The organism is Methylocystis sp. S23 (assembly GCF_054106005.1).
Map to the genome: position 1 here is coordinate 676813 of NZ_CM134185.1, position 25038 is coordinate 701850.

Below are 25038 nucleotides of genomic sequence, written 5' to 3' on the forward strand. Positions count from 1 at the left end.
GTTTGCTCGACCAGCCCTCGCGCCGCCGGCCCGACATTGGCTGTTCTCCCGGCTTCGGCTAAGGAAGCCGCCAGATTTACTTTTCGGGAGCCCTTCGGATGAACGAGCCCGCCGCCGTCCGCTTTTTCCATGTGTGGGACACCTACGCCAAGGTCGTCGCCGCGAATTACATGTTTCACCGGGAGATCGGCCAGGCGATCAAGGCCGCCCTGCGCGCGCGTTTCGGCGCGCGCCCCTTTTCCATTCTCGATCTCGGCTGCGGCGACGCCGCGACCTTCGCGCCGCTGCTCGACGGCCTCGCGGTGAAAAGCTATCAGGGCGCCGATCTTTCCGAGGCCGCGCTGGCATTGGCGCAGCAAAATCTCTCCGCCCTCGCCTGTCCCGTCTCATTGACGCAGGCGGACCTCATGAGCGAACTCGCGGCCGCCGAGCCGCACGACCTCATCTATGTCAGCTTCGCGCTGCATCATCTCCCGACCGAGGGCAAAGCCGAGTTCTTCCGTCTCGCGGCGCAAAAGCTCGCCCCCGACGGACTTCTTCTCATCGCCGACGTTGTCCGCGAGGAAGGCCAGAGCCTCCCGGCCTATCTCGACGCCTATTCCGATTATCTGCGCGACACGATGGCGACGCTCGAGCAATCGGAGCGGGACGCGATCCGCGAGCATATTGTGAACTTCGATCTGCCCGAGCCCCGCTCCCTGCTGCTGGCGCAAGCCGAAGCGGCCGGCCTGAGAGAGCAGGACGGCGCGACGCCCCATAAATGGCATCGCCTGCTGTCCTTCGCGAAAGCTTGAGCGGCGCCGGCGCCGCCCACGGGCCAGTCCCGACCACATCGAGACTGGCGTGCTTCTGTCTTATCGCTCCTCATATTGAAAATCAGTTCGCGCTTGCTCAGGTACTTCTTGTCAGAACGCGAAAAATCCGTCGCGTTCACGAGGAGAGGCCTCTATGGCGAGCACCGACGTCTTCGCTGACTTCGTTCAATTTTATCGAGAGCGCCAAGCGAGCGAGATGTCGCTCGAGGCCTATCTTGAACTTTGCCGGAACAACCCCAAAGCCTATGCCAGCGCGGCGGAGCGCATTCTCGACGCCATAGGCGAGCCCGAGCTTGTCGACACGTCGAAAGACCCGCGGCTCGGCCGCATCTTCATGAACCGGACCATCCGCGTCTATCCGGCCTTCGCCGAGTTCTACGGCATGGAGGAGACGATCGAGCGCATTGTGAGCTTTTTCCGCCATGCGGCGCAGGGGCTCGAGGAGCGCAAGCAGATTCTGTATCTGCTCGGTCCGGTCGGCGGCGGCAAGTCGTCTCTCGCCGAGCGGCTCAAGGCGCTGATGGAGATCAATCCGATCTATGTGCTCAAGGCGGGCGCCGAGCTGAGCCCCGTCTTCGAGAGCCCGCTCTGCCTCTTCAATTCCGAGGAAGCGGGGTCGGTGCTCGAGGAACGCTACGGCATTCCGCGCCGGCGGCTCAACGTCATCATGAGCCCCTGGTGCCTGAAACGTCTCGACGAATTCAACGGCGACATCACGCGCTTCACCGTGGCGAAGGTCACGCCGTCGCGCCTGCGCCAGATCGCCATCGCCAAGACCGAACCCGGCGACGAAAACAATCAGGACATCTCTTCGCTCGTCGGAAAGGTGGACATTCGCAAGCTGGAGGCGCATGCTCAGGCTGACCCCGACGCCTACAACTACTCGGGCGGGCTGAACCGCGCCAATCAAGGCCTTCTTGAATTCGTCGAAATGTTCAAGGCGCCGATCAAAATGCTGCATCCGCTGCTCACGGCGACGCAAGAGGGCAACTATATCGGCACGGAGAATATCGGCGCCATTCCGTTTTCCGGGATCGTGCTCGCGCATTCGAACGAAGCGGAATGGCAAAGCTTCAAGTCGAACCGCAACAATGAGGCCTTCATCGACCGCATCTATGTGATCAAGGTTCCCTATTGCCTGCGCGTGACGGAGGAACAGCGGATCTATGAGAAGCTTTTGCGGGAGTCCGAGCTGGCGGAAGCAAGCTGCGCCCCCAACACGCTCGAAATGCTCGCCCGCTTCATCGTGCTCTCGCGTCTGAGCCCGCACGAGAACTCGAATCTCTTCTCGAAGATGCGGGTCTATGACGGCGAGAGTCTTCGGGAGGTTGATCCGCGCGCGCGCAGCATTCTCGAATATCGCGAGGCGGCCGGCGTCGACGAAGGCATGACGGGCCTCTCGACCCGCTTCGCCTTCAAGGTGCTCGCGGCGACGTTCAACCACGACACGGTCGAGGTCGCCGCGGACCCCGTTCATCTCATGTATGTGCTGGAGCAGGCGCTGCGGCGCGAGCAACTGCCGGCCGAGACGGAGAAGCGCTATATCGAGTTCATCAAGGCCGAGCTCGCGCCGCGCTATGCGGAGTTCATCGGAAAGGAAATTCAAAAAGCCTATCTCGAATCCTATCAGGACTATGGCCAGAACCTTTTCGACCGCTACATCGATTATGCGGACGCGTGGATAGAGGACCAGGACTTCAAGGATCCCGACACGGGGCAGATGTTGGATCGGGAACTGTTGAATCAGGAATTGACCAAGGTCGAAAAGCCTGCCGGCATCGCCAATCCCAAGGACTTCCGCAACGAGGTGGTGAAGTTCGCCCTTCGGTGGCGCGCCTCCAACAAAGGCCGCAATCCCTCATGGGCGAGCTACGAGAAGATCCGCGACGTCATCGAGAAGCGGATGTTCTCGCAGGTGGAGGATCTTCTGCCGGTCATCAGCTTCGGAACCAAAAAAGACACGGAAACCGAAAGCAAGCATACGGAGTTCGTCAACCGCATGGTCGCTCGCGGCTATACGGAACGGCAAGTCCGCCGTCTGGTCGAATGGTACATGCGCGTGAAGCAGGCAGGCTGACGCTGGGGCTGCGGCGCGCGCGCAAGGATAGCGAAGGAAGCAATGCGCATCGTCGATCGCCGGCTCAACCCGGGGGGCAAAAGCTTCTCCAATCGTCAGCGCTTCCTTCGCCGCGTCAGGGACACGGTGGAGCGCGCGGTCCGCGAGGCGAGCCGCGAGCGCGCCATCGAGGATCTGGAGAACGCGCAGGAGGTCACGGTTCCAGCGGACGGCGCCCGAGAGCCGCTGTTCAAGCATTTGCCGGGAGAGCGGCGCGACTTCGTGCTGCCCGGCAATCGCGATTTCGTCGAGGGCGATCTCATCGACCGCCCGACGGGCGAGGATGGCGGCGGCGGGACGGAGCCCGGCCGCGGCCATGGGCAGGAGGACGCCTTCAGATTCGTGCTGACGCGCGAGGAGTTCCTCAGCATCTTTCTTGACGATCTCGAGCTGCCCGACTTCGCCAAGCGCGGGCTCGTCGACACGCAGAAGCTCGGCTCGCGCCGCGCCGGCTATTCGACGAGCGGCACGCCGGCCAATCTGTCGCTCGGGCGAACGATGCAGATGTCGCTCGCCCGCCGCATCGCCATGGGGCGGCCGCGCCGCCATACGGTCGAGCGGCTGGAAGAGGAATTTGCGGGCGCCAAGGGAAGCGAAGCGGCCGAGCTTCTGGACGAGGTCTTGCGCACGCGCGCGCGCCGCATGCGCATCCCCTTCCTCGATCCCGTCGATCTGCGCTATCGCCGCTTCGAGCGCTTTCCCAAGCCCGTGGCGCAGGCCGTGATGTTCTGCCTGATGGACGTGTCCGGCTCGATGACGGAGCATATGAAGGATCTCGCCAAGCGCTTCTTCATGCTGCTGCACGTCTTCCTGACGCGCCGGTACCAGCGCGTCGAAATCGTGTTCATCCGCCATACGGACGAGGCGCAGGAGGTGGACGAGGAGACCTTCTTCCGCTCGACCGAGACCGGCGGCACGATCGTCTCTTCCGCGCTTGTCGAGATGGATCGCATCATCGCCGACCGCTACGATCCCGCAAGCTGGAACATCTACGGCGCGCAGGCGTCGGACGGCGACAATATGATGAGCGACAATGATCGCACGCGAGGGCTGCTCCAGGACAAGATCCTGCCGCTCTGTCAATATTTCGCCTATCTCGAGGTCGCCAACACGAATGAGAGCCATTCGCTTTCCTATGTCGGCGGAAGCTCGCTCTGGAGCGCCTACGCCCCGCTCGCCGCGACGGCGCGCAACTTCCAGATGCGGCGCGTCTCCCGGCGCGACCACATCTATCCCGTCTTCCGCGAGCTCTTCCGCCGCCGCGACGGCGCCAGCGCGGAGGAGGCGACATGAGCGGCCTGCTCTTCGAGGGCAAGGACTGGAGCTTTGAGACGCTTCAGAAAATCTACGAGGCCGTCGAGACCGTCGCGAGGGACGAACTCGGCCTCGACACTTTTCCCAACCAGATCGAGGTCATCACCGCCGAGCAGATGCTCGACGCCTATTCCTCGACGGGAATGCCGCTGCTCTACCGCCACTGGTCCTTCGGCAAGCGCTTCGCCCAATTCGAGGGCGTCTATCGCGCCGGCCTGCAGGGGCTCGCCTATGAGATCGTCATCAACGCCGATCCCTGCATCAGCTATGTGATGGAGGAAAACAGCGCGACCATGCAGGCGCTGGTGATTGCGCACGCCGCCTTCGGCCATAATCACTTCTTCAAGAACAACTACCAGTTCCGGCAATGGACCGACCCCGCCGGCATTCTCGATTATCTCTCCTACGCCAAGAACTACATCGCGAATTGCGAGGAGCGCTATGGGGAGGCGGAGGTCGAGCGCCTGCTCGACGCCGCCCATGCGCTCGCGCCGCAGGGCGTCGACCGCTATCCGCGCAAGCGGCCGATGAGCCTCCTCGACGAGGAGAAGCGCGACCGCGCGCGGCGCGAGGAAAGCGAGCGGCTCTACGACGATCTGTGGCGAACGGTTCCGAGGTCCGGCGAGGCGGCGAAAAGGGCCGTCGACCATCAGCGCGCGCTGCTGCGCCTGCCGCAGGAGAACATTCTCTACTTCCTGGAAAAGACCGCGCCGAAGCTCGCCCCCTGGCAGCGCGAGGTGCTGCGCATCGTTCGGCTCGTCGCGCAATATTTCTATCCGCAGCAGCAGACGAAGGTGATGAACGAGGGCTGCGCGACCTATTGCCATTATCGCATCATGAACAGCCTGCACGAGTCCGGACGGATCAGCGACGGGAGCTTCCTCGAATTTCTGCAGTCCCACACCAATGCGGTCCGCCAGCCCACGGCGCACGACCCTTCCTATGGCGGCGTCAACCCCTATGCGCTCGGATTCGACATGATGCGCGACATTGCGCGCATCGTCCGGGAGCCGACGGAGGAAGACCGCCAATGGTTCCCCGACATCGCCGGCGCGGGAGACGAGATGGCGGTGCTCAGGGACGTCTGGGCCAATTATCGCGACGACAGCTTCGTCGCGCAGTTCCTCAGCCCGCATCTCATCCGCAAATGGCGGCTCTTCCACATTGTCGACGAGACGGACGCGCCCAAGCTGAAAGTGGAGTCGATTCATAATGAACGCGGCTATCACGATCTGCGCCGAAGCCTCGCCAGCGACTATGAAGTGGGACGCAACACGCCCGACATTCAGATCGTCGACGTCGATCTCGCCGGAAACCGCCGGCTCGTGCTGCATCACCGGGTCTTCGCCGGAAAGATCCTCGAGGTCGTCGACGCCGCGCTCGTGCTCCGTCATCTCGCCGCGCTCTGGGGCTATGAAGTGCTGCTCGAAGAGGTCGACGCGACGACGAACGAAGTGCTAAAGGCGCATATGTCGTCGCCCGAGCCGTGAGGGCGCGCCCCCTTACGAGGCAGGATGCCCACCTTGAGCGCCGAACTGGCCGCCGATCTTTGGACTCGCTGGATCGCGCATTCGGCGGCTCTGCTCGATTCCCACCGCGATCGCGTCGGGCGGGAGCTGATCGCGCGCGGCGGCGGCGCCGAAGCCGAAGCCGAGCGCCTTCTCGCCGCCCCTTTCGTCGTCGTGTCCCATGGGCCCGAAGCCGACCCGATGCTCAATTACGGCAATCGCGTCGCGCTGGCGCTATGGGAGATGAGCGCCGAGCAGCTTCTCGCCACGCCGTCGCGCCTGACCGCGGAGCCCTTGGCCAGAGAAGCGCGCGAGCGCCTGTTGGCGCAGACCGCGCGCGACGGCTTCGTCACCGGCTATGAGGGCGTGCGCGTCAGCGCGGCGGGCCGCCGCTTCCGCATTTCCAACGTCACGATCTGGAACGTGACGGACGCGGCGGGAAACGCCGCCGGCCAAGCCGCGAGCTTCGCCCGCTGGACCTTTCTATAAATCACGGGCCGTGATTTGGCCGGGACAAATCATGGCTCCCGGCCGCGCCGAAGTTGAGGCCGGCGCAAAAATGCGCAGTATGGGGGCCGGGTTCCGAGCAATGGACCTTGAAGGAGGCGGGGGGATGATGTCGCGTCGATTGATGATCTTGGCTTTGAGCGCGGGCCTCGGCCTCGGCGCCCTCGCGGGCCCGGCCTTCGCCGATCCCACTTATCTGGAACAGGCCATTTCCGAGACGAGGGAAGCCATCGCCGCCGGCAAGCAGATGGAAGCCGCTTCCTTTGTCGAGCATGCCGACGACGCCATCGACCATGCGCGCAGCGCCGTGTGGCAGACGCCGGTCGATCCGATCCGCAAGGGCATCAAATTCCTGCGCAAGGCGGTAAAGCTCGCCAAGGGCACGAGCTACGACAAGCGCATCGCAAAAGCGACCGAGCAGGCCGAGCTGGCTCTCCAGCAGTTCGAGTCCGTGAAGTAATTCGGCGGCGGGCGCTCTCGCGCCCGCCCGTCACCCGCCCTCGCAAGCCGAAAGCGGCATGGGCTCGAGCCGATAGACCTTGTCGTCGCTGACGGTCTCCTTGCCGGGTCCGCAATAGGCCTCGAGCGGCAGACCCATATTCGGGTTGCCGAGCATCATGAACTCCTTCTCGCCCCGGCGCAGATAGATCGTGCGCGAATTATCCGCGCGGCAGTCCGCCGCCCTGGAGTTCTCGCGCGCCTGCGGCGAGCAGTCGCCTTTTGCAAGATCGCAGAATTCCGCCGCGCACTCCCACTGATCCTCATAAGGTGTGCAACTATAGAACATCGTCCGCGGCCTGCCGTCCTTGCGCGTCGTCACGGCGGCCGCGACGCTCGCGCCGTCCGGCCAGTCAGGCAGGAGATTCCTCGCGCGATCCCCGTCAATGGCCTTTGCGCTGCGCGATACGCGAATCGAGGTCGTGACCTGCCGCGGATGCGCCGCGAGATGCTCCGGCGAATAGTCGCGGCCATAGCAGAAGGGCGCGTCCGGCTTCAGACGCTCGCGCAGCGGCGCGCCCAGCCGCGCATAGGGCGAGTTGGTCCTGTTCGCCTCGGCGACGCAATCCTCGATCGGCCGCCGCTCGAGCCGGAAGCTGCGATCGTCCGGCCCGAGCCTGAGCGCCTCCTGCTTCGCCGCCTCCGCCTCGGCGTCGATCAGCAAACCCCATTCGACGCCGTCGAGGAGAAGATGCGCTCCGTCGTCCGACCGGATCGAGCCGATATGCCGGTCGCATTCGCCGCCGCAACTGAGACGGCCTACGGCGCTCGCGGAATCGTCGGCGTTGCACCAGCCGGAGACGTTTTCGGGCTTCGTCATGCCGCGCAACGTCACGAGAGCGGCCACATGAGTCGAATCGCCTTCCGGGTCCTGCGCGTCGACGCTCGCATGCTTGCCGGGGCTCTCCTCGCTATGGCGCAGATTGGGGTCCTCCCAATAGGTCGAGACCTTGTTCTTGCCGATCATGAAGAACATGCGCGCCACTTTCTGCCGCGGATGCGCCTTGAGATGCGCGGCGTCGTAGACGCGGGCGAAGCAGAGCTTGCCGTGCTCCGCGATCGTCTTCTCGATGCGCGCGGGTTCTCCCGCGGCCGCGAGCGGCGCAAAAGCCGCGCCGATCGCCAGGACCCAATTCCAGAGCCTCATCGCCACCCTTCCCCGTTTCGCCGCCGGCGCGTACTATGCCATATTTTCGAAAGGACGCGGGAGGGCGCGAGGATGAACAGACGCGGCGTGTTCAACGGCACCCTCGCGGCGATGGCGGGCTTGTTCGGGGCGCGCGCGGCCGCTGAGGAAGCGAAGGCGCCCATGAAGGTCGTCTACCATCTCTCGGATTTCGAGAAGGCCGATTTCGTCCTGCACAATATGCGCGCTCATTATGAGAACGCCCGCGGGCCGGTGACGCTCGCCCTCGTCGTTCACGGCCCCGCCATTCGCGCCTTCCGCCGCGACGGCTCGGGCGTGACGCAGGATCGTTTCGCGGGATTGCTGAAACGAGGCATGTCTCCCTATATCTGCGCGGTGGCGCTGCGCGGCCAGAATATGGAGGAGAAGGATCTCGCGCCGGGCTTTTTGATTACGGAAGCCGGCACGGTCCGCATCGCGGAGTTGCAGCGCGACGGCTATCTCTACATTCGGCCGTGAGCGGCTGTCCTCAAAACGGCTCGATGACGTCGGCCATATGCGGGATGAGGCGCACCTTGTAGCGCGCGTTTTCGCAAACGATCACCCACGCCGCCTCGCCGGGCCGCGATGCGGCGGCGTCGCGCGTCGCGCTTTTGGGCGCGTCGCATTTGTAGCCCTGCAAACGCACATGCGCGGCGATGATGTCCTTCGGCGCCTCTTGCGCGGAGGCGGCCGACGCGGCGCCGCCGCACATGAGAAGCAAAGCGATCCGGAAATGATTGCGCCCCATGACTCCACCCTCTGAAAACGCGCCGCGCAAAACCCGCCAAGGCGAGAATTGCCTGAAATAGCCTTTTCGACAAGAGGAAGAGCCGGAAGACGCTCATCCGGCTCCGAGCAGCGCCAGGAGGCCGATATTCAGCGCAAAGGCGCCCGCCGCGAGGCCCGCGCAAAGCGGCGCGGCCTCGTCCTTCGCGCTCAGGATCAGCGCCGGGAGCACGATGCAGAGGAAGATGACGTTCAGCGGCCGAAGCCCGGGGCCGAGCGCCTCTTTTGCGTAAAGCCAGTAGAGCGCCTGCGCGAGCGCGGCGGCGCAGGCGGCCCGCCGGACGAGACGAAACGCGCCGCCGTCATCCTCGGGTTCCGACATGGCCGCCGCCCTTTCATTATTTCTTCTGGATCTGGTCGAAAATTCCGCCATCCACGAAGAATTTCTTCTGGGCCTCCGGCCAGCCGCCGAAGGTCTTGTCGATGGTTACGAGCTCGATCCTGGCGAAGCGCGCGAGATCCTTTTTCGCCGCGCGCTCGGGAAAGGCGGGCCGATAGCCGTATTTGGCGACCAGCGCCTGCGTCTCGGGCTTGAACAGATAGGCGAGGAAGGCCTCGGCGAGCTTGCGCGTCCCCTTTGCGTCGGCATTGCCGTCGACAAGCGCGACGGCCGGCTCGGCGAGGATCGAAACCGACGGCGTGACGATCTCGAATTTATCCGCGCCGAACTCCGCGAGGGCGAGGAAGGCTTCGTTCTCCCAGGTGATCAGCGCATCGCCGATGCCGCGCTGGGCGAAGGTGACCGTGGAGCCGCGCGCGCCCGTGTCCATCACCGGAACATTGGCGTAAATCGCCTTGACGAGATCCTGCGTCCTGGCCTCGTCGCCCTTGTAGCTTTTGAGCCCGTAAGCCCAGGCCGCCAGGAAGTTCCAGCGCGCGCCGCCGCCGGTCTTCGGATTGGGCGCGATGACGGCGACGCCCGGCTTGGCGAGATCGTCCCAATCCTTGATGGCCTTCGGATTGCCCTTGCGGACGAGGATCACGATCGTCGAGGTGTAGGGGGAGGAATTATTGGGCAGGCGCTTCTGCCAGTCCGCGGGAATCTTGCCCGTCTTCGCGGCGATCGCGTCGATGTCGTTGGCGAGCGCCAAAGTGACGATGTCGGCCGAAAGTCCTTCGATGACCGAGCGCGCCTGGGCGCCGGAGCCGCCGTGCGACGTTTGCAAATCGACGTCCTCGCCGGTCGACTTCTTCCAATCCGCGGCGAACGACTTGTTGACCGCCTTGTAGAGCTCGCGCGTCGGGTCATAGGAAACGTTGAGGAGCGACTGCCCGGCCGAGACGGGCCAGGGCGACAGCGCCAAAGCGGCGAGGAGCGCGAAGCGCGCGACTTGGCGCGGCTGCGCGGCGAGAACCAGTTTGTTCAGCATCGTCAATCGCTTTCCTGCTGGGCGACCATGAGCGTTCGGCGCCGGAGGGGCCGCGAGCTAAATGTCGTAAAAGAGGGCTTCCTCGCTCCGATTCACGCGATCGCGCATTTCCTGGAGCGAGCACTTGTCGAGAACGTTCGAGAGCGCTTCCTGCGCGCGCTGCATGATCCGGCGCACGGCGCATGTGTTTTCGTCGGAGCAATCGTCGCAGCGGCGGTAGCGGGTCTTGCTCGCGCAGGGCACCGGCGCCAGAGGGCCGTCAATGGCCCGCACCAGCTCTCCGACCGTGATGTCGCAGGCCGGCCGCGCCAGCGAATAACCCCCTCCCTTACCCATCCTGGATTGGACGAAGCCCGCATTGCGAAGCTCGCAGAGGATGCTGTCGAGGAATTTCTTGGGAATTCTCTGCTTTTCCGAGATATCGAGAACGGGCACTGGCCGGCCGGGCTCCGCCTGCGCGAGATGCACCATGGCCTTGAGCCCGTATTTGCCCTTTTTCGTTAGCACCGGACGACATCCTGGATCGACGAGGTCCAGAATTGCTAGCGCCGCCCGGCTGATTAGTCAACTCTATCTATAGACTATACAAGCTAAAAGCCTGCTCGGCCCGCCTGAAGCTTCAGCAGCGCGGCGACGAGGGCGTCGACATCCGCGCAAGTATTATAGAAGGCGAGCGAGGGCCGCACCGTCGCCTCGAGCCCGAAGCGGCGCAGGATCGGCTGGGCGCAGTGATGGCCGGCCCGCACCGCAATGCCCTCGCGGTCGAGCGCCTTGCCGACATCCATCGGGCTATGGCCGTCCAGCACGAAGGAAAGCACCGAGGCCTTCTCCGCCGCCGTGCCGATGAAGGTCAGGCCGGGGACCATCCTCATCTTCTCGGTGGCGTAGACGAGAAGGTCGTGCTCGTAGCGGGCGATGACCTCCATGCCGATGCTTTCGACATAATCGAGCGCGGCGCCGAGGCCGACGGCGTCGGCGATATTGCCGGTGCCCGCCTCGAAACGCTCGGGCGCGCCCTGATAGATCGTCTTCTCGAAAGTGACGTCGGCGATCATGTTGCCGCCGCCCTGCCAGGGCGCCATGTGCTCGAGCACGGCGTTCTTGCCATAGACGACGCCGATGCCGGTCGGCCCGAAGACCTTGTGGCCCGAGAAGACGAAGAAGTCGCAGTCGATCGATTGCATGTCGACCGGCATATGCGAGACGGATTGCGCGCCGTCGATCAACACGCAGGCGCCGTGGCGATGCGCCATGGCCGTGATCTCGCGAACGGGCGTTACCGTGCCGAGCGCGTTGGAGACCTGCGTCACCGCGACGATGCGCGTGCGCGGGTTCAGCAGCTTCTCATATTCCTCGAGAATGAGCTGGCCGCGATCGTCGACCGGCGCGACGCGCAGCCGCGCGCCCTTCTCGGCGCAGAGCATCTGCCAGGGGACGATATTGGCGTGGTGCTCCAGCCAGGAAATGACGATCTCGTCGCCTTCCCGCACATTGCGGCGGCCCCAGGCCTGGGCGACCAGATTGACGCCCTCCGTCGCGCCGCGCACGAAGACGATGTCTTTGACGCTCGGCGCCTTCAGAAAGCGGCGGGTCTTCTCGCGCGCCGCCTCATAGGCGTCGGTCGAGCGCGCCGCGAGCGCATGCGCGGCGCGGTGGATGTTGGAGTTTTCATATTCGTAGAAATGCGCGAGCCGGTCGATGACGGATTGCGGCTTCTGGGTCGTCGCGGCGTTGTCGAGCCAGATGAGCGGCTTGCCATGCACATGCTGCTGCAGGATCGGGAAGTCGCGCTTGACGCGATAGGGATCGAAGACCTGGCGCGTCTCGACCGTGTTCGCGGAAAGCTCGGGCGCATAGCCTTGGGGGGCGTCGGCGGTCGGCTGCGCCGGCGTCGCAACGCTCGGATGTCCGCCGCCATGGCTGACGAAATAGAGCGCGTCGCTCGCCGCGGGACCTGACTGCCCCGGCGTCGGGAAACTTTCGAAGCCGCTCGAAAACTGCTCGCCGCCGACGGGCGGCGCAGCGAGAGAGGCCGCGTCCGACAGGCGATGCGGGTCCGCTTCCGACGGACCGGCGATCGCGAAACTCTCGGGGGAGGCCGGGAGATTCGCCTCGGCCTCGGCGGGCGCGGTGGGCGCCGAGACGGGGATATTCGGATGTCCCAGCTCCGGCTGCGGCGCGACGGCGGGCGTATGCGGCGAGAGATAGGAGGGGGTCGGCGCGGTGGGGGCGCTCGCGGGAAGCGTCCGCTCATGCAGGAAATAGAGATTGTCGGCCGGCGCGGGCGCGCCGCCGCCGGGCACGCCCGCTTCGCCGAAGCCGATCGCCGCGGGAGCCGCGACATGGTTCGGCGGCACGAGCGCCATGTCGCTCGCGAGGAGGCGCGGAATCAGGCTGTAGTCGATATCCGCGGGGACGCCGGACGGGCCGGAGCTTCCGAGCGACGCGCCGGGCTGCGGAATATGGTCGAGGCCGAGCGGGCGCGTGGGCGACTGCAGGCCGGTCGGCGCCGCAGGCGCCGGAATGTTCGGCGTGGGGACGACGGAGGGAATCGTCGTCTGCGGCACGTCCGGCGGGCCGTAGGAAGCGCGGGCCGGCGCATATGGCGCGACCGTGGTGACGACCGAGGGCGCCGGCGCGTCGGGAAGGCTCGGCGTCAGCACCGGCGGGCCGAAGGGCAACGGAGAATCGGCCGGCGAAACGGGCGGCTGCTGGAAGAAAGCGTTGGCGAGACGCGCGATCATATCGGGATCGACGATCGGCGCGGCGTGACGGCCGGCGTCCTGAACGGGAACATTATCGAGCGGCAGATCGGCGGAAGCGGGAATGGCGGGCTTCGCTGGCGACATGAAAGCGGCTTCCTCGGCTATCGATGCGCCGGCGGCGCTTGGCCGCCGGCGGTCTTTCCAATCAGGTCAGACGCGCTTGTCGTCATATTCGTGGAACTTGCTCACATCGACGTCCTCGAGCACGCCGAGCGCGTCATGCGTCAGCACGGCGGCCGAGCAATAGAGCGAGATGAGGTACGACGCGATGGCCTTGCGGTTGATGCCCATGAAGCGCACCGACAGACTCGGGGCCACCTCGCCAGGGACGCCCGGCTGGAAGAGGCCGATGACGCCCTGCTTCTTTTCGCCCGTGCGCAGCAGCAGGATGTTCGTCTTGCCGGTCTCGTCGATATAGAGCTTGTCGCTCGGCACCAGCGGCAGGCCGCGCCAGGTGATGAAGGGCGAGCCGAACAGTGTGACGGTCGGCGGCGGCACGCCGCGGCGCGTGCATTCGCGGCCGAAAGCGGCGATGGCGCGCGGATGCGCGAGGAAGAAGGCGGGCTCCTTCCACACCCTGGAAATCAGCTCGTCGAGATCGTCCGGCGTGGGCGCGCCCTTGCGGGTCTTGATCTTCATCGACGGATGCGCATTGGCGAGGAAGCCATATTCCGCATTGTTGATGAGCTCGGCCTCCTGCTTCTCCTTCACCTTCTCCGTGAGGAGCCGGACCTGCTCCTGAATCTGATCATAGGGATGATTATAGAGATCCGAGACGCGCGTCTGCACGTCGAGGATCGTCGTCACCGCGTTCATCGAATATTCGCGGGGCGCGTCCTCGTAATCGACGAAGGTCTCGGGGAGATCCGCGTCGCGATCGCGGGCCGGGCTGCACTGAACGTCCGCGTCGCTCAGCGCCGTGGACTCCTTCACCCGGTTCAGGCGGTAGATGCCCGCCTCGACGGGAACCCACGGAAGGAAGGACACGAGCCAGCGCGGCGTGATGCCCGACCATTGCGGGCGCGTCTTCGTGGCGTTGGCGAGCTGGCGCGCGGCCGCCTCGCTCAGTGTTCGGCGAACTTCAGGTTCTGTAGTCATGCAATCTTCCTGGAAAGGTCGACGGAGCCGGCCGCCCGCACGCGCGTGACCGCGCTGCGGATCCGAGCGCCAATATGCGGGGCCGCCAACGAGTTGCTTTTGACGCCTGGGACTTTACACAGATCATCCCCGCGTTCAAGCGTATTTGTAAGTATTATTCGAATAAAATATCTCGCTTGTCTAGTGGATTAGAATAGGTCTGCAAAATCTACTTTTTTTATAAGCCATGGCGCGGCCGCGCAGGCTGCGGGCCATTAGGGGCTTCCCTTATTGCTGATTTAGTCTATAAGATTGATAGACAGTTAGGGCTGTCGCGCGGGCATGAGATGATGACGGATCAAATCGACTGGGTTGGGCCAAACGCTCGTGCGATCGACATAGCGGGGATCGTTTCGGAGCTTGCCGCCTTGCGAAGGGCTTCACAGACCCGCCGCTATGGCGGCGGGCGCCTGCCCGATCTCCCCTCCCGGGCCGCCATTGTCGAGCTCGTGGAGGCGCTGGTCTCCGTCCTCTATCCGCGGCATTTCGGTCCCTACGGGCTGACGCCGGAAGCCGCGGACGTCTTCATCGCGCGCACGCTCGATCGCGGCCTGCGAACATTGCGGGAGCAGATTCGCCGCGAGATCGAGCTCTCCGCGCAGGACGGCGAGACAAGCGCCGTCGCCGCCGGTCGCACCGAGGAGATCGTCTATGCCTTTGCGCGCGCGATTCCCGAGGTGCGCGCGCTGCTCGACACGGACATACGCGCGGCCTTTGCGGGCGATCCCGCCGCGCGGAGCCTCGACGAGGTCGTATTCTGCTATCCGGGCGTCGCCGCCGTCATCCGGCATCGGCTCGCCCACCGACTCTATCTCCTCGGCGCGCCCATGATCGCGCGCATCGTCGCGGAGATCGCCCATTCGGAAACGGGAATTGACATCCACCCCGGCGCGACGATCGACGAGGGCTTCTTCATCGACCACGGCACCGGCGTCGTCATCGGCGAAACGACGATCATCGGCAAGCGCGTGCGCCTCTATCAGGCGGTGACGCTCGGCGCAAAGCGCTTCAACGTCGACGACAGCGGCGCGCTGGAAAAAGGCAAGCCGCGCCATCCGATCATCGAGGATGACGTCGTGATCTATGCGGGGGCCACGGTGCTCGGCCGCATCACCATCGGGCGCGGCTCCTCCATCGGCGGCAATGTGTGGCTCACGCACAGCGTGCCGCCGGGAGCCAACATCACCCAGGCAAAGGCGCATGTCGAAGCTTTCGACCATGGCGCGGGCATATGACTTTCGATCGGCGGACCAAAGAGCCTCGGCAATGAAGAAAGGGAAAGGCGAATGACCGTGCACAGCCTGAATTTCACGCCGGCCGCGCGGCCGGGACGCGGGCGCGTCTACGACTCGATCACGCAAACCATCGGCGACACGCCGATCGTGCGGCTCGACCGCATCGCGCGCGTCAAGGGCGCGAAGGCGAATATTCTGGCGAAGCTAGAATTCTTCAACCCGATCTCGAGCGTGAAGGACCGCATCGGCGTCGCCATGATCGAGAGGCTCGAGAAAGACGGCCGCATCGCGCCGGGCCGCACCGTGCTCATCGAGCCGACATCCGGCAATACGGGCATCGCGCTCGCTTTCGTCGCGGCGGCGCGCGGCTATCGGCTCATTCTCGTCATGCCCGACTCCATGTCGCTCGAGCGGCGCAAGATGCTCGCGCTGCTTGGCGCGGAGCTCGTCCTCACGCCGGCCAGCCTCGGAATGAAGGGCGCTCTCGCCAAGGCGGACGAGCTCCTGGCGCAGTTTCCGGATTCGGTCATCCCGCAGCAATTCGAGAACCCCGCCAATCCCGAGATCCATCGCGTGACGACGGCGGAGGAAATCTGGAACGACACGAATGGCGAGGTCGACGTCTTCGTTTCGGGCGTCGGCACGGGCGGCACCATTACGGGCGTGGGACAGGTCTTGAAACAGCGTCGTCCCTCGCTTCGCGTCGTCGCCGTCGAGCCCGAAGACTCCGCGGTGCTCTCCGGCCGCCCGCCGGGACCGCACAAGATTCAAGGCATTGGCGCGGGCTTCGTGCCGCCCGTTCTCGATCGAAGCGTGATCGACGAAATCGTCACCATCGGCAATCAGACCGCGCTCGAAACGGCGCGACTCGTCGCGAAAGTCGAAGGCGCCCCCGTCGGCATTTCCTCAGGCGCCGCGATCGCGGCGGCGCTGGAGATCGGCGCGCGGCCGGAGGCCGAGGGCAAGAACATCGTCGTGATCGTTCCCTCCTTCGCCGAGCGCTATCTCTCGACCGCGCTTTTCGAGGGTCTGTAACCGACGGAGCCGGCGGCGCAAGCGCTCGCGCCGCCGCAAGAGCTTCCAGTTCACTCCGCCGCTTCGGCCGGCCCGGCGATGCGCCGGCTGTTCTCGGCCATCTCGCGATAGCGCTCCTGCCATTCGGTCGGGCCGTTGGAGGGCGAGACCTGCACGGCCGTCACCTTGTATTCGGGGCAGTTGGTCGCCCAGTCGGAATTGTCCGTCGTGACCACGTTCGTCTGGCAGAGCGGGTGATGGAAGGTCGTGTAGACGACGCCCGGCGCCACGCGGTCGGTGATCTTGGCGTGCAGCGTCGTCTCGCCCGCGCGGCTCTGCACGCGCACCCAGTCGCCGTCGCGCACGCCGCGCAGCTCGGCGTCATGCGGATGGATTCCAGCACGTCTTCGGGATGCCACTGGCTGTTCTCGGTGCGCCGCGTCTGCGCGCCGACATTATATTGCGACAGGATGCGTCCCGTCGTCAGCAGCAGCGGGAAGCGCGGGCCGGTTCGCTCGTCGGTCGGCACATATTCGGTGATCACGAATTTGCCCTTGCCGCGCGCGAAGCCGTCAATATGCATGATCGGCATGCCTTCCGGGGCCGCGTCATTGCAGGGCCATTGCACGGAGCCGACCTCGTCGAGCTTCTCATAGGAGATGCCCGCGAAAGGTGGCGTCAGGCTCGCCATCTCCGCCCATATCTCGCTCGGATGCTTATAGTCCCAGTCGCAGCCCATGGCGTTGGCGAGCATTTGCGTCGCCTGCCAGTCAGCATAGCCGGCCTTGGGGCGCATCACCTTGCGCACGCGCTGCACGCGGCGCTCGGCGTTGATAAAGACGCCGTCCTTTTCGAGGAAGCTCGCGCCCGGCAGGAAGACATGGGCGTAATTGGCCGTCTCGTTGAGGAAGAGATCCTGCACGATCAGGCAGTCGAGCGCGCCGAGGCCGGCTGAGACATGCTTGATGTCGGGATCGGATTGCAGAATGTCCTCGCCCTGGACGTAGAGCCCCTTGAAGCGCCCCTCGACCGCCGCGTCGAACATGTTGGGGATGCGCAGGCCGGGCTCGGGATCGAGCGTCACGCCCCAGGCTTTCTCGAAGAGTTGGCGCGTCTCGTCGGTCGAGACATGGCGATAGCCCGGATATTCGTGCGGGAAGGAGCCCATGTCGCAGGAGCCCTGCACATTGTTCTGCCCGCGCAGCGGGTTCACGCCGACGCCCTTGCGGCCGAGATTGCCGGTCGCCATGGCGAGATTGGCGATGGCCATCACGGTCGTCGAGCCCTGCGAATGCTCGGTGACGCCGAGGCCGTAATAAATCGTGGCGTTTCCGCCCGTGGCGTAGAGCCGCGCCGCGCCGCGCACGAGATGCGCCGGCACGCCCGTATATTGCTCGACCGCCTCGGGGCTGTTGCGCGCTTCCGAAACGAAGGCCGCCCAATCCTGATATTCGTCCCAGTCGCAGCGGGCGCGCACAAAGTCCTCGTCGGCGAGGCCCTCCGTGACGATCACATGCGCCAGCGCCGTAACGATCGCGACATTGGTCCCGGGCCTCAGCGGCAGATGGTAAGCCGCCTCGATATGCGGCGTGCGCACCAGCTCGGTGCGGCGCGGATCGACGACGATGAGCTTCGCGCCCTCGCGCAGCCGCTTCTTGATCTGCGAGCCGACGACGGGATGCGCGTCGGTCGGATTGCAGCCGATGATCAGGACGACGTCGGCGTCCTCGACCGAGTCGAAATCCTGCGTGCCGGCGGACGTTCCAAAAGCCTGGCTCAATCCGTAGCCCGTCGGCGAGTGGCAGACGCGCGCGCAGGTGTCGACATTATTGTTGCCGAAGCCGCTGCGGATGATCTTCTGCATGAGAGAGGTCTCCTCGCAGGTGCAGCGCGAGGAGGTGATCCCGCCGACCGCGAGGCGGCCGTATTTTTCCTGAATGCGCTTGAACTGCGAAGCGGCGTAGTCAATCGCCTCCTCCCAGCTCACCTCGCGCCAGGGATCGGTGATCTTCTCGCGGATCATCGGCGAGAGAACGCGGTCGCGATGCAGCGCATAGCCATAGGCGAAACGGCCCTTGATGCAGCTATGGCCGTGATTGGCCTTGCCGTCCTTCCAGGGGACCATGCGAACGATCTCCTCGCCACGCATTTCCGCCTTGAAGGCGCAGCCGACGCCGCAATAGGCGCAGGTCGTCACTTCGGAATGTTCGGGCTGGCCAATGGCGATGACGGAATTTTCGACGAGCGTCGCGGTCGGGCAGGCCTGCACGCAGGCGCCGCAGGAAACGCATTCCGACTCCATAAAGGCTTCATGCGCGCCCGGCGAGACGCGCGAGTCGAAACCCCGCCCCTCGATCGTCAGCGCGAACTGCCCCTGCACCTCGGAACAGGCGCGGACGCAGCGATTGCAGACAATGCATTTGGAAGGGTCGTAGGTGAAATAGGGATTGCTCTGATCCTTCGGCAGCCATTCTTCGTTGTGCTTGCCATCATTGCGCGCGAAGACATGGTTCTTGCCGTCGAAGCCGTAGCGCACCTCGCGCAAGCCCACCGCGCCGGCCATCGCCTGCAACTCGCAATCGCCATTCGCCGCGCAGGTGAGGCAGTCGAGGGGATGATCGGAGATATACAGCTCCATGATACCGCGCCTTATGGCGTCGATGCGGGGCGTCAGCGTCTTCACCGCAATCCCCGGCGCGACGGGCGTCGTGCAGGAGGCGGGCGCGCCGTTGCGGCCCTCGATCTCGACGACGCAGAGCCGGCAGGAGCCGAAGGACTTGATATTGTCCGTGGCGCAGAGCTTCGGGATCTCCACGCCGATCTCCATCGCCGCCCGCATGATCGACGTGCCCTCGGGGACCGTGACGCTCCTGCCGTCGATCGTCAGCGTGACGAGATTCTGAGACCGCGACGCCGGCGTGCCGTAATCGGTTTCCTTGATAAGCGGCATGGCTCAAATCCTTGTTCGTTTTCCCGACCATTCTTCGAGATTCCGCCAGCCCATGGGCTCGGCGGCGCCCAAATGGATGAATGACTCGAACGTATTCGACGATCAAGGCGACCCCGCAAATAAGCCTATTTGCTTTCAGAATTAACATAGCTCGCGACGGAATTGATTTAACATCGGCAAAATGAATGCAAAATAGGTCTAGCGATGCTATAAATTACCAAAGAAGTAGGATAATTATATTTTTTAAATACATATCGATATTCGCTTTTTCGTGCTGCTCATTGCTTCGAACCGCCGCCGCTGCGCCGAATTTGGCCTTCAGCCGAAGCGCCTCTTCTTGCTTGAAGCGCGCCCGTTTGATTCACTCGCGCGCCGCGACGAAGCTCCAGGAGCCGTTTCTCAGTCGTTCCGAATTGCTTCGCCTTTAGCTCACAAGGACGCCGCGAGCCTCGTCGCAAAGCGATCCGGCGGAAGCCCATATGAAAGGGCCTCCTCTCTTTCCGCGCCCCGGCGCCGGTCATGGCGGGACGTAGCGGTCGACAGGGAGCGTCCGCTTGCCGACAATTTGCACGGGAAGCAACGTCGGTCCGGATTTCGCCCGATCGGCGGTCCGGCGGAATCGCTATATATCTACAATAAAGTTCGTTGGCCCATTCCTTGCTGCGCAGCCTCGAAAAGGGGGCTCAGCCATGGACGATCGCTACCCGCGCTTTCTCTCGGATCGGACCGATCCTTATGCAATCATCCTGGGCACGAATGAGATCGCCTCCGCGATCGCGGTTCGCCTGAGCTGGGAGCGGTTCCGGGTCGTCCTGAGCCACGATCCCTTTCCGCCGGTCATCCGCCGGGGCATGGCCTTTCACGACGCGCTGTTCGACGACCGGGCCGAGGTGGACGGGATCACCGGACGGCGCGCCGACAGCGCGCTCGAGATCATCGACGCGGCGGGCAAGCCGGGCCAGGTGGCCGTGACCCATCTGCAGTTGACCGACCTTATCCCGCTCCGTTCGCCCACCATCATCGTTGACGCCAGGATGCAGAAGCATTGCGTTACGCCCGATCTGCGCGGCGTCGCGCGACTCGCTATCGGGATCGGACCAAGGTTTGCGGTCCACCGGAACTGCGACATTGCGATCGAAACCCATCCGGCGAAGACCGGCGATCTCCTGGAAGCGGGCGAGACGCTGCTTGCCGACGGCGTCGCGCGCGATCTCGGCGGCGCGGGAAAGGAGCGCTTCGTCTATTCCGCCCGGCAAGGAACCTGGCGCACGCCGCTCGATGTCGGAGCGCTCGTTTTCAGGGGATTTGTCGTCGGCTATCTGGACGGCCTGCCGGTCCGGGCGCCGATGGACGGCTATCTCCGGGGAATTGCGCGCGACGGAGCCGTCGCGCCCCCGGGCGTGAAGCTCGTCGAGATCGATCCGCGCGGGCGCAACGCCCGCTGGATCGGAACCGACGAGCGCGGCCAGGCGATCGCCGCAGCGGTCGTCGCGGCGATCGAAAGGACGCCCGCGCACCGCTTGGCCGTCATGGCGCAATCGTCGTTTCACTGAAAAACGGAGGTCGCGTGAGCCATCCCACAAAGCGTATCGCCGCCCTGCGAGGCGGATCGAGCTCGGCGAGCCAGCGCACGCTTTCGATCTTCGCGCAACAATTGCGGCAGGAGGGACTGCGCGTCGCCGGCGTCGTGGAAGTCTCTCGCTGCGGCGAGGAAAGCCGCTGCAAGAGCCTCGGCGTCCAGGATCTCGTCTCGGGCGAAACCTTCCCGATTTCCCAAAAACTTGGCGCGGGCTCGGCGGCCTGCAACCTCGATCCGGGCGGGCTCGCGCTCGCCTGCGGATTGATCGAGGACGCGATCGAGCGCGGCGTGGATGTGGTGATATTGAGCAAATTCGGCAAGCTCGAAGCGGCCCGCAGCGGCTTTTGCGACGCCTTCCGCGCCGCCATGCTCGCGGACATTCCCGTCATTACGGCGGTCTCGCCGCCGCTCGCCGAGGATTGGAACCGCTTCGCCGGCGAACTCTCGGAATGCGTCGACGCACATGTCGAGGCGCTGACCGCATGGTGGCGATCCCAGCGGGAGCGGATCGGAAAAGAGTCGAATCGCCACTAAGCATGAGCCTGCAACAGTCGACGCCCGCCGGCGTTTTTGACTTTTTCGCCGAAACGGCACAATGAGAGGAGCCTCGGAATTGAGCCGGACGCCCCCTAATGCCGCCATCGAAAAAGATCGACGCCCTTCTGGCGCTTCGAAGCGACGGCAAGCTGCTTATCGGCCGCGACCGGATCAAAGTTCTCGAAGCCGTCGCCGAACATGGCAGCATCTCCAAGGCGGCCAAGGCGGTGGGCTTCAGCTACAAGGCCGCCTGGGACGCCGTAACGGCCATCAATAATCTTCTTCCCAGCCCCGCCTTCGTCACAAAGGCCGGCGGGAAAAGCGGCGGCGGCGCCGAAGTCACCCAGGAGGGACGGAAGCTGATCGAGACTTTCCATCGGCTGGAAGACAGATTGTCGCGCATGTCGTCGCTGATCGCCGAGGAAGGGCTGGACGGTTCCGAGGATTTCCTGCTTTGGGGCGTCGGGCTCCGCATCTCCGCGCGCAACGTCTTTCGAGCCGAGGTCGTCTCGGTCAGGAAATGGCCGGTCGACGTCGAAGTGACGCTGCAGATTTCCGGCGAGCACACGCTCCACTCGATCATCACCAACGACGCCGCGCGGGATCTGGACCTGCGCCCGGGGCGCAAGGTGATCGCCCTGGTGAAATCCTCCTTCGTCGAACTGATCGGCGCCGATCAGACGCGGACGGACCCCCGCAACCTTTTGCGGGGAGTCGTCACGCGCCGCACCGACGCCGAGCGCAACTGCGAATTGCTGATCGATATCGGGGCGGGAAAGACGATGACGGCGGTCCTGCCCAGAACGGCCGTGGAGGCCATGCGCGTCGATGAAGGAAGCCAGGTGACGGCCCGCTTCGCGCCCGAAAACGTCATCCTCGCCTCCGACTGACGGCCCGCTTCGCGCCCGGCGGAGCCGTCGGCTGCGAGCGCCGACCCGACCAATCGCTATATAGAATATCCATATAGAGTGTTGCGCCGTCGCAACACAGCCAAGCTTATTGGCGAAACAGCCTTGCATTACGGCTATATGACCGTTTTTTGAGCGTAGCTGTAATTGACAGTATATGCGAGTCTAATTTTATTTTTACGTTATGTACACAAAACTCATATCGACTCGCATCCGACCCGCGGCGCTTCCCTTCGCCGCGCTCCTCTCCGCCGCCTGGGCGTCGCTCGGGCCTCCAAATATCCGGGAAGCGTGGGCGGACGACACAAAAATCATCGTCGTCACCAGCTTCCCCGAGGAGCTGACGACCCGCTACGAGCGGGAATTCGAGAAACGCAATCCAGGCGTTCACGTACAATATGTCTGGAAGCAATCGCGGGACGCGCTCGCCGAGCTCAGCAAGCCGGATCAGGGCGGCGCCGACGTCTATTGGGCGCCGTCGCTTTCGAATTTCTCGGTCCTGAAAGAGCGCGGCGCGTTCCGCGGGATCGAGGTCGATCGCGCCGTCCTGCCCGGCAAGCTCGCCGGCCATCAGATTTCGGACCCCTCGGGCCGCTTCGAGGCCTATGACATAGCGGGCTACGGGGTGGCGATGAACGCGCCGCTCGCGGCGGCGGAGAAGCTCGCGGCTCCGAAGCGCTGGGGCGATCTCGCCGATCCCGACCATGCCCGCCGCCTGGCGATGCCGATCCCCGCCAAGGTCGGCTTCTCTCCCGCGCTCTACGACATTCTCCTGCAAAGCGAGGGGTGGGACGCCGGCTGGGCCGCGCTCGGCGAGATGGCGGGCGAGGCCGTCCTTCTCGATCAGGGGGCCCTACCGACCGCGCAGGTGCGGGAAGGCAAGGCCGTCTTCGGCCTGACCATCGATTTCTTCGCGGCGAGCGCGAAGGCGAATGGCGCGCCGGTCGAGATGATCTATCCCGAGCGCACGGCCTTTCTACCGGCGCATATCGCCATGACGGTTTCGACGAAGCGCCCGGCCGCCGCGCAGGCTTTCATCGACTTCGCCCTCTCCAAGGAGGGCCAGAAGCTGATGGTGGAGCGAGACAGCATGCGCCATCCGGCGCGGCCCGACGCCTATGAGGGCGCGCCCGCGGCTCTCGTCGATCCTTTCAAGCTGCCGAGCGGCGTCATCCTCGATTATGACTTCGAGATTGGCCGGCGCCGGCCGCCGCTCCTCGTTCTTCTCTTCGATCTGGCGATCGTCGAAAACCACGCCGAAAACGCCGCGCTTTGGCGCGCCATCCATCTCGCCGAGAAGATGGAGGGGAAGGCCGGTCGGAACGCCGAGGCGCTGGCCGAAGCCCGCCGGCTCGCGAGCTACGTCCCCGTCTCCTCCATCGAGGCGCGCGACATATCCTTCCTCGACCGTTTCGCCAACCGCGACGCCGTCGATCCCGGCCTCGTCGCGCAATGGCGCGAGGCGATCGCCGCGGCGCGCGGCAGGGCGTGGGACATTCTCGAAAAAATTGGAGCGGGGCGGTGAAGCGCGCGGCCGCGGCCCTCGCCGCCCTCCTGTCGCTCGGCGCCGCGCGCTACGAGGCGGCGGCGCCCGAGACCGAGGCCTTCTCGCGGCCCCTCGGCGGCCTCGACGCGACGCAATCGGCGATCTTCCGTCGCGGCGCCGGCCTGTTTCGGCAGGCGTGGCTCATCGGTCCCTCCGCCGACCACCCTGATCTTATCGGCCTTGGGCCGCTCTATAATCGGCTTTCCTGTATCGCTTGCCATGTGAAGAATGGACGCGGAGCGGCCCCCGATCCGGAAAACGGCCTCGCGCGTCACATGGTGGCGAGGCTGAGCGTCGAGGGAGCCGACGCGCATGGCGGACCGCGCGCCCATCCCGCATACGGCGCTCAGCTCAATCCCGAGGGCGTCCCCGGCGTCGCTGGCGAAGGTCAGGCCGTCATCGCCTATGAGGACGTCGAACGCGCTTTCGCCGACGGCGAGCGCGCGGCGCTGCGCCGCCCGGCGCCGGCGTTGCGCAATCTCGCCTATGGCGAACTGGGCGACGCGACGCGCATGTCGTTGCGGAACGCGCCGCCGGTCTTCGGCCTCGGCTTGCTGGAGGCCGTGCCGGAGAGCGAGATCCTCTCCGGCAAGGGCAAGCCGAATTACGTCTGGAACATGCGGGCCGGCGCGCGCACGCTCGGCCGCTTCGGGCTCAAGGCCAACCAGCCGAGCCTCGATCAGCAAATCGCCAACGCCTTCGCGGAGGACATCGGCGTCACGTCGTCGCTTTTTCCGAACGAGAATTGCGCGCCGGACCAGAAGGCTTGCCGCGAGGCCGGTTCGGCGAAAGCGGATCTCTCCGACGCGCAGCTCGGCGCGACAGTCGATTATATTCGCTGGCTGGCGGTCCCCGCGAGACGCAACGCCGACGATCCGATCGTCGTCTCGGGTGAGGCGCAATTCAAGGCGCTCGGCTGCGCGGATTGCCATCGCGACACGATGCGCCTCGGCGCTTTTCCCGCGCTCCCCGAATTGAGCGGCCTCGAAATTCACCCCTATACCGACCTGCTGCTGCACGACATGGGCGAGGACCTCGCCGACGGCCGCGCCGATTTCGACGCGGGTCCCCGCGACTGGCGAACGCCGCCGCTCTGGGGGCTCGGCCTCGCCGGCAAAGGCGGCGACGGCGCGAACTATCTGCACGACGCCCGCGCCCGAACGCTCGACGAAGCGATCCTTTGGCACGGCGGCGAAGCGCAATCATCGGCGGACGCCTTTCGCAAACTGCCGAAACAGGAGCGCGCCGCGCTCGTCGCCTTTCTGAATTCTCTATGACCGCTGGG

21 protein-coding genes and 1 pseudogene are annotated in these 25038 nt (G+C 64.9%); 14 read left to right on the forward strand and 8 right to left on the reverse strand.

The genetic code is table 11. The annotated features are described in order from the left end of the window. Nucleotides 1–98: 98 nt before the first annotated feature. The 6 genes from ACV7JP_RS03465 (at nt 99) to smbP (ending at nt 6720) form a co-directional block, all read left to right on the forward strand. On the forward strand, nt 99–794 hold the full coding sequence (locus ACV7JP_RS03465; RefSeq protein ID WP_457797864.1) for a class I SAM-dependent methyltransferase: 696 nt from the start codon (nt 99–101) through the stop codon (nt 792–794). 154 nt (nt 795–948) lie between these two features. Further along, the gene (locus ACV7JP_RS03470; protein WP_457797865.1) at nt 949–2892 is read left to right on the forward strand and encodes a PrkA family serine protein kinase; all 1944 of its coding nucleotides are present in this window, start codon (nt 949–951) and stop codon (nt 2890–2892) included. Nucleotides 2893–2934: 42 nt separating this feature from the next. After that, a complete protein-coding gene (locus ACV7JP_RS03475; protein ID WP_457797866.1) occupies nt 2935–4224 on the forward strand; it encodes a YeaH/YhbH family protein in 1290 nt (429 codons plus the stop codon). Beyond that, entirely contained in the window at nt 4221–5735 is a 1515-nt protein-coding gene (locus ACV7JP_RS03480) for a SpoVR family protein (RefSeq protein ID WP_457797867.1), read from the forward strand. The genes ACV7JP_RS03475 and ACV7JP_RS03480 overlap by 4 nt, the downstream gene beginning before the upstream one ends. Nucleotides 5736–5759: 24 nt before the next feature. Beyond that, nucleotides 5760–6242: an MEKHLA domain-containing protein gene (locus tag ACV7JP_RS03485; RefSeq protein ID WP_457797868.1), complete on the forward strand. Its 483-nt coding sequence runs from the start codon at nt 5760–5762 to the stop codon at nt 6240–6242. A gap of 124 nt (nt 6243–6366) precedes the next feature. Beyond that, on the forward strand, nt 6367–6720 hold the full coding sequence (gene smbP, locus ACV7JP_RS03490) for a small metal-binding protein SmbP (RefSeq protein ID WP_457797869.1): 354 nt from the start codon (nt 6367–6369) through the stop codon (nt 6718–6720). A 30-nt stretch (nt 6721–6750) separates the two neighbouring features. On the opposite strand, the gene ACV7JP_RS03495 is transcribed toward smbP, so the two are convergent. Then, entirely contained in the window at nt 6751–7905 is a 1155-nt protein-coding gene (locus ACV7JP_RS03495) for a hypothetical protein (protein ID WP_457797870.1), read from the reverse strand. 72 nt (nt 7906–7977) lie between these two features. Between ACV7JP_RS03495 and ACV7JP_RS03500 the strand changes: the two genes are divergently transcribed. Continuing rightward, a complete protein-coding gene (locus ACV7JP_RS03500) occupies nt 7978–8403 on the forward strand; it encodes a DsrE family protein (protein WP_457797871.1) in 426 nt (141 codons plus the stop codon). 10 nt (nt 8404–8413) lie between these two features. Here ACV7JP_RS03500 and ACV7JP_RS03505 read toward each other — a convergent pair whose 3' ends face one another. From ACV7JP_RS03505 to ACV7JP_RS03530, 6 genes are all read right to left on the reverse strand, one after another. Further along, the gene (locus ACV7JP_RS03505) at nt 8414–8674 is read right to left on the reverse strand and encodes a hypothetical protein (RefSeq protein WP_457797872.1); all 261 of its coding nucleotides are present in this window, start codon (nt 8672–8674) and stop codon (nt 8414–8416) included. 93 nt (nt 8675–8767) lie between these two features. Further along, entirely contained in the window at nt 8768–9034 is a 267-nt protein-coding gene (locus tag ACV7JP_RS03510) for a hypothetical protein (RefSeq protein WP_457797873.1), read from the reverse strand. A gap of 16 nt (nt 9035–9050) precedes the next feature. After that, nucleotides 9051–10082, reverse strand: a complete 1032-nt coding sequence (locus ACV7JP_RS03515; protein WP_457797874.1) for a sulfate ABC transporter substrate-binding protein — start codon at nt 10080–10082, stop codon at nt 9051–9053. Nucleotides 10083–10139: 57 nt separating this feature from the next. After that, nucleotides 10140–10589, reverse strand: coding sequence for an RrF2 family transcriptional regulator (locus ACV7JP_RS03520; protein WP_457797875.1), 450 nt, complete (start codon nt 10587–10589; stop codon nt 10140–10142). Nucleotides 10590–10672: 83 nt separating this feature from the next. Next, complete coding sequence (locus ACV7JP_RS03525) at nt 10673–12931, reverse strand: family 2A encapsulin nanocompartment cargo protein cysteine desulfurase (protein ID WP_457797876.1); 2259 nt, start codon at nt 12929–12931, stop codon at nt 10673–10675. A gap of 66 nt (nt 12932–12997) precedes the next feature. Beyond that, nucleotides 12998–13945: a family 2A encapsulin nanocompartment shell protein gene (locus tag ACV7JP_RS03530; RefSeq protein ID WP_457797877.1), complete on the reverse strand. Its 948-nt coding sequence runs from the start codon at nt 13943–13945 to the stop codon at nt 12998–13000. A gap of 326 nt (nt 13946–14271) precedes the next feature. Here ACV7JP_RS03530 and epsC point away from each other — a divergent pair, with 326 nt between their 5' ends. Further along, complete coding sequence (gene epsC / locus ACV7JP_RS03535) at nt 14272–15219, forward strand: serine O-acetyltransferase EpsC (protein ID WP_457797878.1); 948 nt, start codon at nt 14272–14274, stop codon at nt 15217–15219. Nucleotides 15220–15270: 51 nt separating this feature from the next. Continuing rightward, on the forward strand, nt 15271–16254 hold the full coding sequence (gene cysK, locus ACV7JP_RS03540; RefSeq protein ID WP_457797879.1) for a cysteine synthase A: 984 nt from the start codon (nt 15271–15273) through the stop codon (nt 16252–16254). Between the two features lie 50 nt (nt 16255–16304). Here the strand turns inward: cysK and fdhF are convergent. Beyond that, a pseudogene (gene fdhF, locus ACV7JP_RS03545) lies at nt 16305–19183 on the reverse strand (formate dehydrogenase subunit alpha). A gap of 689 nt (nt 19184–19872) precedes the next feature. Between fdhF and ACV7JP_RS03550 the strand changes: the two are divergent. The 5 genes from ACV7JP_RS03550 to ACV7JP_RS03570 all read left to right on the forward strand — a co-directional run bounded on the left by ACV7JP_RS03550 (nt 19873) and on the right by ACV7JP_RS03570 (nt 25030). Next, nucleotides 19873–20736 (forward strand): xanthine dehydrogenase, encoded by an 864-nt coding sequence (locus tag ACV7JP_RS03550; RefSeq protein WP_457797880.1) that lies wholly within the window; start codon nt 19873–19875, stop codon nt 20734–20736. Between the two features lie 14 nt (nt 20737–20750). Further along, nucleotides 20751–21296, forward strand: coding sequence for a DUF2478 domain-containing protein (locus tag ACV7JP_RS03555; RefSeq protein WP_457797881.1), 546 nt, complete (start codon nt 20751–20753; stop codon nt 21294–21296). 98 nt (nt 21297–21394) lie between these two features. Then, entirely contained in the window at nt 21395–22189 is a 795-nt protein-coding gene (locus tag ACV7JP_RS03560) for a TOBE domain-containing protein (protein WP_457797882.1), read from the forward strand. 202 nt (nt 22190–22391) lie between these two features. Next, nucleotides 22392–23732, forward strand: a complete 1341-nt coding sequence (locus ACV7JP_RS03565) for an ABC transporter substrate-binding protein (protein ID WP_457797883.1) — start codon at nt 22392–22394, stop codon at nt 23730–23732. After that, complete coding sequence (locus ACV7JP_RS03570; protein WP_457797884.1) at nt 23729–25030, forward strand: di-heme oxidoreductase family protein; 1302 nt, start codon at nt 23729–23731, stop codon at nt 25028–25030. The genes ACV7JP_RS03565 and ACV7JP_RS03570 overlap by 4 nt, the downstream gene beginning before the upstream one ends. Nucleotides 25031–25038: the final 8 nt, after the last annotated feature.

Bases quoted from the DNA above. Each gene is read 5' to 3' on its own strand.
- ACV7JP_RS03465 (WP_457797864.1), top strand. From the start codon at position 99: ATGAACGAGCCCGCCGCCGTCCGCTTTTTCCATGTGTGGGACACCTAC.
- ACV7JP_RS03470 (WP_457797865.1), top strand. From the start codon at position 949: ATGGCGAGCACCGACGTCTTCGCTGACTTCGTTCAATTTTATCGAGAG.
- ACV7JP_RS03475 (WP_457797866.1), top strand. From the start codon at position 2,935: ATGCGCATCGTCGATCGCCGGCTCAACCCGGGGGGCAAAAGCTTCTCC.
- ACV7JP_RS03480 (WP_457797867.1), top strand. From the start codon at position 4,221: ATGAGCGGCCTGCTCTTCGAGGGCAAGGACTGGAGCTTTGAGACGCTT.
- ACV7JP_RS03485 (WP_457797868.1), top strand. From the start codon at position 5,760: ATGCCCACCTTGAGCGCCGAACTGGCCGCCGATCTTTGGACTCGCTGG.
- smbP (WP_457797869.1), top strand. From the start codon at position 6,367: ATGATGTCGCGTCGATTGATGATCTTGGCTTTGAGCGCGGGCCTCGGC.
- ACV7JP_RS03495 (WP_457797870.1), bottom strand. From the start codon at position 7,905: ATGAGGCTCTGGAATTGGGTCCTGGCGATCGGCGCGGCTTTTGCGCCG.
- ACV7JP_RS03500 (WP_457797871.1), top strand. From the start codon at position 7,978: ATGAACAGACGCGGCGTGTTCAACGGCACCCTCGCGGCGATGGCGGGC.
- ACV7JP_RS03505 (WP_457797872.1), bottom strand. From the start codon at position 8,674: ATGGGGCGCAATCATTTCCGGATCGCTTTGCTTCTCATGTGCGGCGGC.
- ACV7JP_RS03510 (WP_457797873.1), bottom strand. From the start codon at position 9,034: ATGTCGGAACCCGAGGATGACGGCGGCGCGTTTCGTCTCGTCCGGCGG.
- ACV7JP_RS03515 (WP_457797874.1), bottom strand. From the start codon at position 10,082: ATGCTGAACAAACTGGTTCTCGCCGCGCAGCCGCGCCAAGTCGCGCGC.
- ACV7JP_RS03525 (WP_457797876.1), bottom strand. From the start codon at position 12,931: ATGTCGCCAGCGAAGCCCGCCATTCCCGCTTCCGCCGATCTGCCGCTC.
- ACV7JP_RS03530 (WP_457797877.1), bottom strand. From the start codon at position 13,945: ATGACTACAGAACCTGAAGTTCGCCGAACACTGAGCGAGGCGGCCGCG.
- epsC (WP_457797878.1), top strand. From the start codon at position 14,272: ATGATGACGGATCAAATCGACTGGGTTGGGCCAAACGCTCGTGCGATC.
- cysK (WP_457797879.1), top strand. From the start codon at position 15,271: ATGACCGTGCACAGCCTGAATTTCACGCCGGCCGCGCGGCCGGGACGC.
- ACV7JP_RS03550 (WP_457797880.1), top strand. From the start codon at position 19,873: ATGGACGATCGCTACCCGCGCTTTCTCTCGGATCGGACCGATCCTTAT.
- ACV7JP_RS03560 (WP_457797882.1), top strand. From the start codon at position 21,395: ATGCCGCCATCGAAAAAGATCGACGCCCTTCTGGCGCTTCGAAGCGAC.
- ACV7JP_RS03565 (WP_457797883.1), top strand. From the start codon at position 22,392: ATGTACACAAAACTCATATCGACTCGCATCCGACCCGCGGCGCTTCCC.